The organism is Leptolyngbya sp. UWPOB_LEPTO1, assembly GCF_017302695.1.
GTDB lineage: Bacteria > Cyanobacteriota > Cyanobacteriia > Leptolyngbyales > Leptolyngbyaceae > Leptolyngbya > Leptolyngbya boryana.
In genome coordinates this window covers 74406-89306 of record NZ_JAFLCJ010000001.1, presented here as the reverse complement: position 1 = coordinate 89306, position 14901 = coordinate 74406, and the positions used below count along the sequence as shown (strand labels likewise).

The following is a 14901-nucleotide window of genomic DNA, read 5'->3' as shown; positions in this document are numbered from 1 at the left end:
CTCACGATTTACGTTCTGAAACTTCCTGCGATGTGCTCACTTCCACTTTGGTAGACCAATCCAACTCAGCCTGACCCAGAACATAAGTCGAGATCGCGTCAATTTCCTCTTCATTCAGTCGCCCTCCGAACGCAGGCATGGCATTCTTGCCGTTGACGACCTGATATCGAATCGCCTCCAACGAATTCATTGCATATTTTTCCAGTGCCTCTTTTCGCAGCGTCTTGTGCGAAATGATCACGTTATTTCCGCCAATATGACAGGCTGAACAATTGGCATTAAACAACTGTTCTCCGCTCGGAACTTCAGCCAAGACTGGAGAAATCCCCACAAAAATTGCGATCGCACAACCGATGAGTGCGATCGCAATTTTTGACCAACATTTAAGCGGATTTGTGCTCATTCTTCTCAATCCTGTGCCGCGAACCTCACCCTATTCTAGAAGGGGATTAGGCTTCAAAACCGAGAAGAACCGAAACTATTGCACAACCACTTTACCGACCATGCCTGCGCCCCGGTGAGGCAAGCAGAAATAGCTGTATTCCCCTTTAGGAGCATCAGCCGGGATCGTGATGTCAAAAGTCTTCTTCGCACCTTCTAGGGCTTTGTGAGAAAGGCTAGCAGCTAAGGCAGCATCTGCACCCGGAACCTTGTCAAACACAACGTTATGAGGCGGCAACTGACCCACTTCAAACTGAATCGTGTCTCCTGCCTTCACATTGACAACTGCGGGTTCAAATACTAGACCCTTCTTGCCACCCATAATCACTTTTACGGTATCTGCTGAAGCAGGAGCAGCAGAAATGAAGAGACTACCTGCAATCAATAGGACTGCACAGAATACCAGGGACAGACCCCGAATAGCGGAAGCGATCGATTTCATAGTAAATTCTCGAACGACATTGTTCTCTAGACTATTTGCTTATTTTACAGCCTGTCGTACTCAGTTTGACATGCTGTAATAGATAAAAAATTAGATTCTGAAAACCGCTAGAAATTCGTCGTTCCCCATCCTTTTGCTTTGTCCGCCGCTCTGAGAATAAATCCTGATAAGTTCTCAACTTCAGCCTCAGATAGCCATGAGTCTGGAACCTCTCGGCAAAGGAGGTTTTCTTCGCTACCGTCATAGCTCATGGGCTGACGCATAAATTTAACGAGTTGTTCAACGGTGTCACGTGGCGGAGTCGCGTGTCTCAACGTCTCTAGGGACAACGACACTTCTGGATTCGGCAGTGTCGAACCGCCCACATGGCAAGAGGCACAGTGCAATTCAAATAATTTTTTTCCTGCGATCATGTCCTCGGCTGAAAACAATCGTGTTTCGCCTCGATCGTTCATCAATACCGGAACCGGATCGCTAACCTGTAAATACTGTCTAACGTAGGGATCAACCGCTGCCTCAACAGGAAAACTGACCCCAACTAGCACTATACAAGCCGAGCAGAAGATCACCAAGCCACGGAGCCAGCGATTTTGAAGCAAAGCATGTATCAACATAGGCGAGGTCAGTCCCCAAAAAATTGCAATTCAACGTGGTTTAGTAATAAATCTTACCGCCGCCCCACTTGTCACCGACAACTTTCGGTTGCAGCAGGATATGACCTGCGATCGCAACTAAATCTTGTTCGGTCAAGTTACGCATTTCAGGGAAGGTATCCTTGCTCTTGAGGCTCGGATGCACTTCAGAAATATCAGTTGCTCCGTCATAACTCGTCGGCACTTTCATGTAATCGACCAGCGCATCAATATTATTGCGCGCAGGCGTTGCCAAAGACAGCGCTTCGGGGTCAAGTCCAACGTTCGGATCCGTTTTGGTCACGCCACCGACATGGCACTGGGCGCAAGCATATTGAAACAAACGTTTGCCTTCTTTCACTTGCTTGAGCGAAAGCGTGACTGTCCCACCATTGGCATCTTTTGCCACTGTGCGGGTCGCCGCATCCAACTCAGATGCCTGGGCAGACTGGGTACATACCTGAAAGGCAAAAAAGACGGTGGCTACAGCAAGCCAAAGAAATCTTTTAAGCATGGTTCTCCTTAAAATGTGGCTCAGTAATCGGGCTTCACAACACAACACAACAAAACAGCAGACGATAATGGCAGCCTCACCCCAACGGATGAAGGCATCGGCAAATCGAGCGATCGGCTTTGCTGATGATGAGAATAGACCTCTCTAATACCAATATCATGCTGATGTACCCAAGGTTTCACCAATCTTGGATTCACGCTATTCTGCGGTGGGTGTGAAAGTTTTGATGCCAGGAATTTGTACCCCATGAGCGCTGGCAATGGTTGGCTGATGTAGCCGAATCAGTTGCGCTAAGGTTTTTTTCAGTTGGGTGCGCGGCACGATCGCATCGACAAAGCCGTGATTGAGCAAATATTCTGCCGTTTGGAAATCATCGGGTAGTTTTTGCCGCAGGTTTTGCTCAATCACACGCCGCCCTGCAAACGCAATCATCGCTTTCGGTTCGGCAAGAATGATATCACCGAGCATGGCAAAACTTGCAGTGACACCGCCTGTGGTTGGATGCGTCAAAACCGGGATGTAGAGTAACCGACTTTCGCGATGGCGTTGCAATGCGCCTGAAATTTTTGCCATTTGCATCAGACTCAGCAGCCCTTCCTGCATTCTTGCACCGCCTGATGCACAGACAATCACAACGGGAAGCCTTTGTTGAGTGGCACGCTCGATGAGCCGAGTAATTTTTTCACCGACGACCGAACCCATACTGCCGCCGATAAAGCGAAAGTCCATCACTCCTAAAGCAACCTGGCAGCCATCAAGCTGACCGATTCCGGTTTGTACGGCTTCGGTGAGTTTGGTTTTTTCTTGAGTATCGCGGAGATAGTCGCTGTAAGACTTACGAGCGCGGAATTTTAAGGGATCAGTGGGCAGGATATGCTCATCGATCGCGACCCAAGTATCGGGATCAATCAACTGCCGAATCCGCTCTGGACTGTAGACGCGCATATGATGACCGCACTCCAGGCACACCATTTGATTTGCTCTCAAATCTTTGGTGTAAGTCAAAACACTGCACATTTCGCACTTTTTCCAAAGTCCATCGGCGATTTCACGCTCTTGACCTTGAGGAATTTTCGAGTCGGACTTGCGCCGATTTGCAAACCAATCAAAGAGTGACATGGGCAATCCCTATCCTTCGCAGTGAGAACAATGAAATTTAGCAGGTTTTATAAATCGTAAGTACGATGAGCGCAACCTCTTTCAAATCCTATATAAAAACGTGGCTTTTCTCACAAATTGTGCTGCTTTAGAATTCGTAACCGTAAATACTGAGTTCCCGTAATTACACGTAAATATATTTATTAGTCGTAATGTTACTTAATCAGCATGTTATATTCCGAACATTGCTCTCAACAATCCGCGAGGAAATAAACTATCCTCGCAGTGCTAACTGCAGTACCATTTTCCAACGTGTTGCCTAATGGTAACCGCAGAAATTTAGCTCTATTTTTTGTTGTTCTGAGATGAATGCAGTGCCACAGCTTTACCGGATTAGCTGTGATCTCAAACACACATGCGTTCATCCTATCAAAATCTGGGAATTCTAATTTTGAGTGCCGTGGCAAGACTGAAATTCACCTGTTGATATGAACAAGTATGTTGCTGAGTTAGTGGGTTCGTCTCATTACCGCGCGATCGCGGATGATGCCCTGAAAGATGAGGACAATGCCGCCTGGGTGATGGAACTCGAACCGGAAGTCCGAGCGGTTTGGCTAGAGAGGATTCGCTGGATTCGGATCGCTGATCGACTGGCTGAAAGCGAAATGATTGAAGGGAATTCTGGTCACTTCCAAGACTTTTGCGCATCTTGGCGTTGGCTAAGTGCAACAGGCAGAGTGCAGCCTGCGGGGACGCATCGTGTGCTATTTGAATCGATGTGCAATCTGTGGTTCAACAACTGTGACCCAACTTCTCACCTGTCTCTAAAAGCTTGGGAGCGCTATCTTTTAGCCCTCGATCGGTATACTCAAAAAGATATGGTTTTTGAGACAATGGAAGAGTTTGAAGTTATGATGCGTGCGCTAGCTGCTTCATTCTTTCAGGTTTTACCATTCTTGTCAACTACCACTTGGCAGATTGTTGGAGCATTCGGTACGGTTGACCAGTTTTACAACATTCTTCGCGATCTGCGCGAAGATGCCGAGCAAGGCATTTGCTATTTGCCAACCGAGCTGCTAGATCGATTTGGGATCAGTCGATCTGAGATTTTGGAATTACGGGCGCAGGAGAATCCAGGCTACCGAGCAATGATGGAATTCTTGATTTATGAGTATTTGCCCACGCTGCGCCGTCGAGCATATCCGTTTATTTTGTCGCCAGATTTACATCCGTCTTGGCAGATTCTACGGGAATGGTCAATGACTCGATATGCTCGGATTGAACGGGTTTTTCGTCGTTGCGGATATGATTATATGCGATTCCCGCATGTGTACTGGCGGGAGGTGCAGCGAGATTTGGTATTGATGATGCCTTCGCGGTGGAACGCGACCACCACTTATCCGCACGGAGGACGGTTGAGTGTATTGAACGATCGTCATCACAAGCTGCGTAAGTTTGCATCAATGAACACCGAACTGCTGAAGGTCGGAGCTTGAGTTGTGAAAAGAACGAGCGTTAGCTTTGAGATGAAGCCTAGCTTTCTAGCCTAAGTCAAAATGAGCCGCTTACAATTCCTGACCATTGAACTTTTTTCAGCTTCTCACGGCGATATGAAAAAAAGTTTTTTGAATCTTGATAAGTACAGTGGGGTGCGATCGCGATTTGCTCAGGCGCAATTCCCATCTGTTCAAGTTGAATTGCAATCACCCGGCGCACATCTAAACGAGCGCGTCCGGGAGTCGAATCTGGCAAAATTGGCGAACTGGGCAGGCTGAGTAATTTCTCCAACTCGGGTTCTGCTCGGATCGAAGCTGCCACTTCTAATGCAACTTGATGTGAGACTTGATAAACTTCACCCGAAATCGCTGGACCTAATGCAATTCGGACATCCTCAAGTTGCGTTCCTTGGGCTTGTAATTTCGCGATCGCCATCGGCACAATCTTTAACGATGTGCCTCGCCAACCCGAATGCACGGCAGCCACATTTCCTGTCTTCGCATCCGCAATTAAGGCAGGCGTACAATCGGCACTACACGCCCAAACCGCTTGCTGCGATCGCTCGGTAATCATGCCATCTGCATCAGATAACTGTTCTAAATTTCCTGGATACTCCAACTCTGACGGGGATAAGACCGTATTGCCGTGAACCTGTTTGACCCGATATACCTCGGAAGCCGGGTCTAACGCCTCAATCAATTCTTCTGGCATTCGTGGCGCACACTGTTGCGTAAAAAAGCCATGCTGCCAAGGCTGAAGTAGACTACAGGTTAAATAAGGCAATTCGTTCCAAGTTTGCCAGTGCCAATTATGCATAAGGGCATCCACGAAATTTCTCTTCGTTATCGTAACGGTTTATTGCGATGACAGGCAGTTCTTTGCCCACAAGAATGAAGATTTCGTAAATTATCTGGTGCAAACTCGCAGAGAAATACGACTGTTCATTCTCTTGAAACTTCCGCAGTTTTACTCAGGTCACACAGCGGTAAATCAATCGTTAACAAAGCAGTTCAAATCCTGAAAAAGCTGGCATCATGGCAAGCGAATTGTTCTACGAAAGACTGCGAGATCATTTGTGAGATTTCGATAAAACTAATTCCCTAAATCCGGATTTGTACTCAAAACCCAGTACTATATGACTGGAGATTATAGTTAACTAATGTAAAGAATTCCCAAGTAGTTATCGAGCGGAACTTAGTCAGAGTCATTACCGACGAGTGAACACGAGCAAAGCTGAAAGAGGACAGTACAGTATGACGCAACGACCCACCCCGACCCACCCCGACCGGAGCCAAAAGCGATTACTCAGACGGCTTGGATGTCTCGGTAGTTTGGGTGTCTTTAGTAGCAGCATGACCCTAGCACAAGCTGCTCCCATTATTTCTCCTTCCCCGATCGTCGTTGCACCATCATCTACATCTACAGCGACCGAGCCAACGCCTCCCGCTCCTGCAAGTGCAGCCGCTCTGACGACTACTTCAACTCCAAGTCCGGCTGTTCCGGAAGCTGCAGCCGAACCTACACCTCCGGCTGAGATTGAGATTCCCGAGTCTTCTCCCGTTTCAGAGTCTCCGTTGGTTCAGCCTCAACCTGCTGCGAGTCCCGCTCCTAGCTATCAAGCTCCCGATGAAATCGTCATTGAGCAGCGAAATCCGACCACAAATAAGGTCACAACCGCTCCTGCAAAACCTACAGGCATTGGTAACACTGTCTCAAAAGCGATTTCTGGAGTCATTCGCCCGACCTTTAATCAGGCAGATCCTGAAACCGCAGTCTCAGTAGAAGCAGCAAGTACCGCACCTAGCGCAACTTGGACACCGCCTTCAGTTGTGCCGCCTTCGTTTGTCCAAAATTATTTCAACCGTACGGTGCGTCCTCTGGGTATGCCTGGAAATGGCGATGTGCGTCTGCTCTTCCCGCTTTCCGTTCCGGCAGTGATTACCTCGGTATTCGGCTGGCGGGTTCACCCAATTACCGGCAATCAGCGTCTCCATACCGGAACTGATATTGGTGCGCCGATGGGAACGCCTGTTTTGGCAGCTTTGACAGGTCGAGTCATTTTCTCTGATTGGTTGGGTGGATATGGTGCATCCGTTGCACTGGAGCATACGAACGGCTCCCAACAAACCCTATATGCTCACTTATCAGAAGTGTTCGTGAAACCTGGGGATATCGTCAAGCAGGGAACGGTGATTGGACGAGTCGGCAGCACTGGAAATTCGACTGGTCCTCACTTGCACTTCGAGTTTCGTCAACAAATGCAGGACGGGACTTGGGTTGCTCAAGATGCAGGACTATCATTGGAACAAGCAATGGCTCAGTTGACGAGAGCGATGCAGGTAACTCAACAACCCGTCAAAGGTCCCATGCCCCGATCGTAAGAGACCCGTTACGTTTCTAAAGAAAACCGTTACGTTTCTGAACGTCTGATCTTCTGGGAAGATCAGACGTTTTTATCGTTTAAAGTTTCTTCCCAACTAACCAGAGTAGTCCTGCATCGACAAAGGTGAGTGGGTTATCTAATGTTCCGGCTAAGAGGCTGAGGAAGAGAAAATAGCCGAGTGTCGCGATCGCAATGAATTTAATCAAAACTAAACTTGCCATAGCTAGATGAAGAGGAATCTATGTTGTGTAGAAGTAATACACTCGATCAGATAGACATGTCAATTTTTTAGCCGTAGTTTATCAAGATAGAGTGACATTTATAAGCTTTATCAAGATACTACACATTTTGTGTCTTTTCCATCACTTGAATTTCATAAATTTTGTGCATTCTGGGTAGAGATACAACTCTAAAACGCCAAAAAACGGATGTTGCAAAAAAAAACGCAACATCCGTTTTTGGTTAGATGAACGGTTTAGACGATCGTGAAGCTCGACTGGAGTAAGGTGTTCGATTGCACTCCAACTAGCGTTGTGAGAACTTCTTGGCTGCGTGTCAGTTGAATTAAGGTGTTATTGACCGACGCGCCAGACCCTTGAACGATCGAGAGGTCTTCAAATCGCAAGTTGCCTGATAAGCCAATGAGATCGACTCCGACTTCAAAATCCAGAATCAGATCGGCTCTATCCTGTCTGCGAATCACGAACGTATCGCGACCTGCGCCGCCGACTAAAACATCATTGCCTAATCCTCCAAATAGCACATCATCACCATCTCCACCTCGAAGCGTATCGTTACCGCTGAGTCCGTAGAGGATGTCATTGCCGTCTAGACCGTTGATAACATCGTCTGAGTTATTGAACCCGTCAATGACATTATCGAGTTGATTTAAGAAGGTGACTGTATTTCGGTTGAAAACTCTGCCACGCACCACATCCGAATTGAGCACATCAAAATCGTCTGCGATCGTCTTCTGTGCATTGAACAGAATATTACCGATATTGAGTGCGGCTCCAGTTTCTCGGCGCAAATTGTCTAGGGTGTCTAGACGGAAGTCTTTGAGCGTCACAATCGGGCTATCGGGAGCCGTAAAAGAGATCTCAAGGTCGTTGCCTTTTTGCGTGAGTTGGAGATTTTTGGCGTTGAGTTCTGCACCCGTGAATTTGAGGGTATCGGCTTCTGAGATTGTGTTTGCGCTCGGATTGGTGCCACGTCCGATTCCTCCAAAATTGACAATCACTGTGCGATCGCCAGATTGGATATCAAAAATCTTCTGTCCGCCTTTGCCATCGGGTTGAGCGAAGGTGAATTGTGAAACGAGTGGATCATGATCACTGACTTGATTGGCAAATTCGGAGTTGATATGAACCACATCGAATTTTGCATCGCTGTTAGTGAACAGGTTGCGGCTGACTAAAATGTGATCGAGCGCCTGAGCATTCCCCTCAAAGTTGTAGTTGTACCGCTGATTTGGACGGAGCGTGTCATACAGATTCACTAAAGACGGATCACCGGTCAGAATGTCTAACGGTGCAGAAAACTGGAAGTCGTTCAGATCACCTGTGACAATGACATTCGCAGCCGGATTTTGCTGAAGAATGCGATCGACGAGATCTTTGACGATTTTTGCTTGCTCGATTCTTTGGGGTTCAGTCGTTAAAGTTGGCGGTTGGAACTGTCCAAATAGCGGTTGATCTCCCCCTTTCGAGTTGAAGTGATTGTTAATGACAAACACTTGATGACCACCATTGAATCGAAACTCACCGACTAGCGGCTTACGCGAATCGAGAAAAGCAGGATTGGTTGGACTCAGGCGACCTGGACTTGCGGAAAGTCCGTCTTTGTTAAACGTGGTGTCTACTAAGGAACCGCCCCCTAGACGATCGACAAAGTTGACGCGCTCTGGATTGAACAAGAAGCCGACCCGAATGTTCGCTCCCGGTTGTCCTCCATCTTGATTGTTCACCGGATCGATTTGGCGATATTCATACCGCGTCCCCCCTGCTGCAACGATCGCATCAATTAAGCGTTGATACGTCACGCTGGCATCAACGACACCATTGTTCTGTGCGCCGTTATTGTCTTGAATTTCTTGAACATTCAGAATGTCCGGTGACTTCAAGTTTTTGACAATCTGATCTGCCAAAGCAGCAAACTGGGCGACACCGCTGGTTGGACTGAGATTCTCAACGTTGAACGTTCCTACGGTGAGTTGATTCGTACTGCCTTGTAAGGATGTCGTTTCACGTTGTAACCCACCCGATGTGGCAATGAGCGGTTCAGTGTTCAACAGTTTGAAATTGTTGAAACTGTAATCGATCACGCCAGTAATGCTAGAGAAACGATCGCCGACATTCACTTGGGGGGGGTTAGATACGATCGCATCATCTACAATGATCCGCTCTGGATTAAAGTCACTTGGCTGGATGATGATTCCGCCTCGATCGGTGCGAGGAGACGCATTTGCACCGTTGTTTGCGAGCACAGCAATCTCGCCGAAATTGTTCGTGGGACTGACTGCAACCGCGTCTTTCACTTGCACTCGCATTCCTTCTAAGCTTTCGTAGAAGTCAATGCCATTGGTATTCGGGTTAAAGACAGAACCCGGATTTTCGACATTGCCATTGACAGCACCATTACTAATCACTTGGTTTGGTGGGATGCGTCCACCTGTTCCAATGACAGTCACATCAGGCAGTGGATTGTTGCTCGACAACACTCTAAAGGTTGCCGCTGGATTACCTGCTCCACCAATTTGAGTTGTGGTTAAGTTTGTACTCGTTGTGCCACCCGGACGAAACTCACTGACAACACCATTCACTTGAACTGCATCGCCCACTTTCACAGTAGGAGCTGTATTGGTAAAGATGAAAATGCCTTCAGAGGTTGCAGAGTTAGTATCGGGAGTTGGATCTTGAATGTAGAAGCCATTGTTCCGAACAACCGTGACAATCCCTGCAACATTGTTCACAGTTTGACCGACGAGTAGCGATCGCTGTGCTGCTCCTTGAATATCACTAATTCGAGTAGGCGGATTGAATTCTAGGACAGCAGTCGTTTTACTAATCTCATTGGTGACAACGAGGAGAGGTTTCCCGTTTGGACTCTCTTTAGCAGCAATAAAAGTCAGACCTTCAGGACCCGAATCTGTTGCTCCGGAGGTAGGGCTGACTCTGAAATCACGCGGATTAAAGTACTCGACAAATACGGGTTTGCGCGGATTTGTCACCTCGTACACCATCACACCGCCAATGCGTTCTAACCCGATAAAGGCATAGATACGATCGTTGATCGTTCCAACGACGACTGCTTCTGGTTCAGGCCCTTTGTTGTCGCTGCGATTGTCGAAATTGTTTGCTGCATTGTCAGAGTTAAAGAAGCTAGGAAAAGCAGAAGCTGTAATCTGCTCAAACTGATCACCACTGTCGAACACGAGATTGCCCTTCGTGTCGCGAATCGAGAACGAACGAGTTCCGAGGACTTCAATGCGATCGAAGAAGCCATCGCCATTCGTATCCCCTGTCGCAGTCGTAACAGTTAACCGTCCCAAATTTGCATCGCGCTTCAGATCGGTAGCATTAGGAAAGACACTAGGATCAAGGCGATAGTTACTACTTCCTACTCGAATTTCTTCAGAAAAGCCTGTATAGTCACGGGCATCACCTTCATTGGCAGTAATGATGAAAGTTTCACCATTGACTGTAAATTGGGCGATCGCATCGGGTTGATACATGCCGAATACAGGTTGATTGCGAATGTTAATTGCATTATCGCGATCGCTGGCATCTAGCCCATTGCTTTGATTAAAGCTGACAATTCCTAATTTGATCGTATTAGGAACGGTTGTCCCAGAGAGAACCCCATCTTTTGCAGTACTACCGCCGACTCCAAAATCGTTGTCGTTGATTAACGCGATCGTGTTCGCATCAATTCTTGCTAGCCCTTCTAGCTTTTCAATGCCTGTATACCCTAGAGCAGCAGCATTTGTGACCAGCCGCTTCGTGATAGGTCGAAGATTGGCGGCACTCAGTTCTGCGATCGTCAATTGCTCAATCGTTTTCCCGCCAACACTGGTGACTGTGCCAATGTTAGTCGCACCTTTGAGATCAATTTCATACAGTAACTTGTTCGCATTCGTTCCACTGCGATCGTCTCGCTCAACGACTAAGAATTTGCCATTTCCCAGTGCGACGGCATCCCCAATCTTGTCAGTTCTCGCATTTCCACTGCCGCTAATATCATCCAGAATGTAAAGATATTCGCCCGTGACAGCTTTCGTTGTGATGTCAAACTCTAGGACTCTCAGGTTGCGAGAATTCCGGGAAGTACTATCGTTTGCCGTATCAGGATTGTCGATCGCGCTTTGAATGAAGGCATAAAGTTTGTTTCCTTCTAAAGCAACTGCTTCAAATCCGCGATTATTGCGGCGCTGTGCATAGACTTCCGGTAAAACAGGTGTGCCAAAGCTAGCATTTTCAGTGGGTGAACCTTTGGGAATAAAGCGATCAATCAACCGACCTTGTGGATTGAAATGATAAATCGCAGGTCGATATTCATCTACTAGCCAAAATGTGCCATCTGCTGCAATAGCTAGCCCTTCAAAATCGCCTCCCAGTGGGTCATTTTCCAAGCGATTCCCAAACAGATCTACTGGAATTTCATCTGTAAAAGCAGTGCCGACAGCCCCATTCTGAAGATTTGGTAAGCCTGTGAGTGGTGTACCATCGGGACGGCTTAATCCAATTCGATCAGTTAAGGTAATCTCACCAGAGGCTTGATTGAGTTCAAATCGAATCAGTTGAGGCTGAAAATCAGGCAAGGCGAAAGGACGACCGAGATCGCCAGCTTCACCATTAGGTCCGCGATCGGTGTGCGTCACAAATTTCAGATTGCCATTCGCGGCAATTCCTTCAAACACCAGCCCAGAGAAGCCACCTAGTAGAATCTCTTGCCCAGGTGTCGTTTGAGCCGGATTGTTGGGATTGGTCGTTGCAGTCTTGCCCAAAACAGGCAGATTCTTAAATTCGTAGGATTTCAGCGTGGGTAGCCCTTTGCTGTGATCCTTCAAACCTAGCGGTAACAGATCAGTCACTTTCGCAGTTGCAATATCCACAACTGCGATCGCATTATTTTCCTGAAGTGTCACCCATGCCGTCTTGCCATCATCTGAAACAGTGATATATTCCGGCTCTAAATCTTGTGCAACTGTTGCATTCGGTCCATAGATCCGAATGCCTTTTGCTTGTAGATCTGCTTTTTGATTATTGAAGCTCTCAAATCCAGCAGTACTTACAGTTACATTCGCAATGCCATTGGAGATGTCGATGATACTGATCGAGCCAACGGGATCAATCGAATCCGTCTGATTGTAGCTATTCGGCTCCCCTTCATTTGCTACCAGAATCTTTTTACCATCTGGGGTGAATGTCAACATGTCAGGAATTGCACCGACTGCGACACTTCTTTGAATGTTACCTTGAACATCTAAAAAGACAACTTGACCCGGATCAGTTTTGCGAATGCCATCAATTGCAACTGCAACGATGCCATCTTTTACTGCAACGCTATTCGTCCCACTCCCAAAAGGAGCAAGCTCGATTGAGTTAACCAACTTTGGAGCTTTCGGATCGCTCAAGTCTACAATTTCGAGCTTCGTGCTTCCTCCAATCACGAACAATTGCTTGGTCTCAGCATCATAAGCAGAAATTTCTGAGCCACCTGCTAGTGCTAATCCGCCAATTTTGGTGAGCGTGCTAGAGTTCGGTACAATTGCATCAGGCGCAAGAGCTAGATTCCGAATGCGAGTATCTTTGGTAGGGTCAACATCTGCTGCATCGAAGCTGCCAATCGCTTTGAGATATTCTGCAAACGCATCTTGTTCGGTTCCATTATCTGCAAAGGTGGCAACGCCAGTCCGGGATGGATCGAGCAGGTCTACTCGATTCGCCTGGGTTGGATTGGCAGCGATAATCTGCGGGAATGGATAGCCATCTCCTCCGGTTGTTGCTCCGGGTGCACCGACTAGGAAGCTTAAAGTCACCATGCGGAAGGTGCGAGTTGGATCGCCAATAATTTGCCCACCTCGGACAACTTCCTCGATCGCGTTGCCATTCGCATCAGTAATTGAGAGCGATTGGACTCTTTCGCCTGGAGCCGTTGCCGTGCGAGCGGTGCGAGTCGGATCAAAGCTAAACTGAAATCCTCCAATCTGTGGAAAAGCTCCCGGAGTCGCTCCCGGACGAACGCCAGCAACACCATGCTCTATCAAGTCTTTTAACTGAGCCGCAGTAACCGTTACAAGGGTCAGAGCATTGTTAAAGCGTAAGGAATTTTCAATATCGAGTTGAGAGATCTCTCCTGATTTTTTATTCGCTAAATCGTTTGCACTCGGCGGTAATCGATCGACGGCTCCTGTGGCTCCTCCTGATCCACTGACAACGCCAATGTTGTCACGAATTCCGCCACCATTTTTCAGGGAAAGTACAACATTTGCATCGGTCTGACGGGCTGCAAACAGATTTGCATCTGCGGTGAGATTACCTAGGTTGGTCTCCTGCGTTCGGACATCTTCTCGTGTTCCATTGAGAAAGACGCTGGTGCTGCCGAAAATGCTGCTGTCTTTTGGAATAATGACGCGATCGCGCAAGGTTTGAGCGATTTCGACAATCTCAGGATCAGGAGTTCCGGGATTTACCGCAACCAAAGCACTCACACTGGCTGCATCTGTGGCATAAGCTCCATTGATTAAAGGATTGAGCGTAGAGAGATCAATCTTACCTTGAGCATCAAACTCAGCTACTAAGCGCCCTACATAAGTGTAGTTTGCAGCCGTGTTTACGACTAGAACACTTCCGGTTGGAGATTGTTCAACTAATGGATAAATTCCAGCCGTAGTATCACCGGGACGTAAGCGATCGGTACTATCGGCTAGTAATGTGTGTGATCCACCTGCAATGATCACATCCACATTTGACAGGCGTTTAGCTAGCTCTCGTTCGATGAACAATTGCTGCATGTGCGCCGTGACGACAATTTTGTTGATTCCAGTATTCGCGAGATTGTTCACCTCAGCTTGAATGATTTGGGCGAGGGCATCTAACTGTTCTGGAGTCGGATTTCCAGCAAAAGGTTGAGGTGTAACCACGACACCCGCACCGGGAGAAGAAATTGCGGGCAAAGTTGGAGTGGTTGCGCCAATGATCCCGATTTTTTCACCTCCAACCGTGATGACGGTACTTTTGGCGATACTGTTGGGGCGCGGAGCTTGTCCATCTGGGACAACTAATCCTCTCAACGAAGCATCATTTGCGAAATTGAGGTTTGTACTGAGATAAGGGAATTGTGCGCCTGGATAGGCTCCACTTACATTGAGGACACTTGCGATCGTATTGGTTCCCAAATCGAATTCATGATTTCCAAGTGCCGATGCTTGAAATCCGAGTTCGTTCAAGATCGCAATGTCTGCGCGTCCAACTCCTTCTTGACCGAGTAATGCTCTTAATGCAGGATCACTGCCTGATGAGAAAAAAGGACCAGGAATAAAGTTGTCACCTGAAGACAAAATCAACGTGTTGGCGTAGTCATCTTTCAGGGCGTTAATTACAGTTGAGAAATTAACGGAATCGGTAATTGCGGGAATTCCAGCTTCAAAGTCAGAAGCATGGAGAATCTGGAGTTGAAATGCCATAAGTTGAAAATCAGTGTGAGACTTGATGCAAGAGCTATGAAATACACCCGCTCTATTCGTCCCACACCAACTTTAAGAACGCGCTAAGTCCGATTTAAGAGTATCAAACGCTACTGGTCAGTTCACGCAAACTTGAACTTCTTAAAGTTTGCATCAATTATTTTGTTTGCAGGAAATCATTCATACCAAAAGACGATCGTGCTTTTG

At 47.4% G+C, this 14901-nt stretch carries 11 protein-coding genes; 2 read left to right on the top strand and 9 right to left on the bottom strand.

Going from position 1 to position 14901, the window contains the following annotated elements; all coding sequences use genetic code 11:
- Position 1: 1 nt before the first annotated feature.
- From J0L70_RS00425 to accD, 6 genes are all read right to left on the bottom strand, one after another.
- Positions 2–403 carry a c-type cytochrome gene (locus J0L70_RS00425; protein WP_287452635.1) on the bottom strand — a complete coding sequence of 134 codons (402 nt, stop codon included), beginning with the start codon at positions 401–403 and terminating at the stop codon, positions 2–4.
- A gap of 75 nt (positions 404–478) precedes the next feature.
- The gene (gene petE / locus J0L70_RS00420; RefSeq protein WP_017290708.1) at positions 479–883 is read right to left on the bottom strand and encodes a plastocyanin; all 405 of its coding nucleotides are present in this window, start codon (positions 881–883) and stop codon (positions 479–481) included.
- A 107-nt stretch (positions 884–990) separates the two neighbouring features.
- Positions 991–1497 carry a photosystem II cytochrome PsbV2 gene (gene psbV2 / locus J0L70_RS00415; protein WP_287452634.1) on the bottom strand — a complete coding sequence of 169 codons (507 nt, stop codon included), beginning with the start codon at positions 1495–1497 and terminating at the stop codon, positions 991–993.
- 40 nt (positions 1498–1537) lie between these two features.
- Positions 1538–2029, bottom strand: a complete 492-nt coding sequence (gene psbV, locus J0L70_RS00410) for a photosystem II cytochrome c-550 (protein ID WP_017290710.1) — start codon at positions 2027–2029, stop codon at positions 1538–1540.
- 20 nt (positions 2030–2049) lie between these two features.
- Positions 2050–2226, bottom strand: coding sequence for a hypothetical protein (locus J0L70_RS00405; protein ID WP_154660840.1), 177 nt, complete (start codon positions 2224–2226; stop codon positions 2050–2052).
- A gap of 1 nt (position 2227) precedes the next feature.
- Positions 2228–3148 (bottom strand): acetyl-CoA carboxylase, carboxyltransferase subunit beta, encoded by a 921-nt coding sequence (gene accD, locus J0L70_RS00400; RefSeq protein WP_017290712.1) that lies wholly within the window; start codon positions 3146–3148, stop codon positions 2228–2230.
- Positions 3149–3615: 467 nt separating this feature from the next.
- Between accD and J0L70_RS00395 the strand changes: the two genes are divergently transcribed.
- Complete coding sequence (locus J0L70_RS00395; protein ID WP_017290713.1) at positions 3616–4623, top strand: squalene/phytoene synthase family protein; 1008 nt, start codon at positions 3616–3618, stop codon at positions 4621–4623.
- Between the two features lie 55 nt (positions 4624–4678).
- On the opposite strand, the gene pgeF is transcribed toward J0L70_RS00395, so the two are convergent.
- Positions 4679–5440 carry a peptidoglycan editing factor PgeF gene (gene pgeF, locus J0L70_RS00390; protein WP_017290714.1) on the bottom strand — a complete coding sequence of 254 codons (762 nt, stop codon included), beginning with the start codon at positions 5438–5440 and terminating at the stop codon, positions 4679–4681.
- Positions 5441–5877: 437 nt separating this feature from the next.
- Between pgeF and J0L70_RS00385 the strand changes: the two genes are divergently transcribed.
- Positions 5878–7005 carry a M23 family metallopeptidase gene (locus J0L70_RS00385; RefSeq protein WP_081614771.1) on the top strand — a complete coding sequence of 376 codons (1128 nt, stop codon included), beginning with the start codon at positions 5878–5880 and terminating at the stop codon, positions 7003–7005.
- 79 nt (positions 7006–7084) lie between these two features.
- Here the strand turns inward: J0L70_RS00385 and J0L70_RS00380 are convergent, their stop codons facing one another.
- The gene (locus J0L70_RS00380) at positions 7085–7228 is read right to left on the bottom strand and encodes a hypothetical protein (RefSeq protein ID WP_017290716.1); all 144 of its coding nucleotides are present in this window, start codon (positions 7226–7228) and stop codon (positions 7085–7087) included.
- A gap of 254 nt (positions 7229–7482) precedes the next feature.
- Positions 7483–14694, bottom strand: a complete 7212-nt coding sequence (locus tag J0L70_RS00375) for a choice-of-anchor I family protein (protein WP_287452627.1) — start codon at positions 14692–14694, stop codon at positions 7483–7485.
- Positions 14695–14901: the final 207 nt, after the last annotated feature.

What these genes read in the sequence shown, in the direction of transcription:
- J0L70_RS00425 (WP_287452635.1), bottom strand. Translation starts at nt 403, where the DNA reads ATGAGCACAAATCCGCTTAAATGTTGGTCAAAAATTGCGATCGCACTC.
- petE (WP_017290708.1), bottom strand. Translation starts at nt 883, where the DNA reads ATGAAATCGATCGCTTCCGCTATTCGGGGTCTGTCCCTGGTATTCTGT.
- psbV2 (WP_287452634.1), bottom strand. Translation starts at nt 1,497, where the DNA reads ATGTTGATACATGCTTTGCTTCAAAATCGCTGGCTCCGTGGCTTGGTG.
- psbV (WP_017290710.1), bottom strand. Translation starts at nt 2,029, where the DNA reads ATGCTTAAAAGATTTCTTTGGCTTGCTGTAGCCACCGTCTTTTTTGCC.
- accD (WP_017290712.1), bottom strand. Translation starts at nt 3,148, where the DNA reads ATGTCACTCTTTGATTGGTTTGCAAATCGGCGCAAGTCCGACTCGAAA.
- J0L70_RS00395 (WP_017290713.1), top strand. Translation starts at nt 3,616, where the DNA reads ATGAACAAGTATGTTGCTGAGTTAGTGGGTTCGTCTCATTACCGCGCG.
- pgeF (WP_017290714.1), bottom strand. Translation starts at nt 5,440, where the DNA reads ATGCATAATTGGCACTGGCAAACTTGGAACGAATTGCCTTATTTAACC.
- J0L70_RS00385 (WP_081614771.1), top strand. Translation starts at nt 5,878, where the DNA reads ATGACGCAACGACCCACCCCGACCCACCCCGACCGGAGCCAAAAGCGA.
- J0L70_RS00380 (WP_017290716.1), bottom strand. Translation starts at nt 7,228, where the DNA reads ATGGCAAGTTTAGTTTTGATTAAATTCATTGCGATCGCGACACTCGGC.
- J0L70_RS00375 (WP_287452627.1), bottom strand. Translation starts at nt 14,694, where the DNA reads ATGGCATTTCAACTCCAGATTCTCCATGCTTCTGACTTTGAAGCTGGA.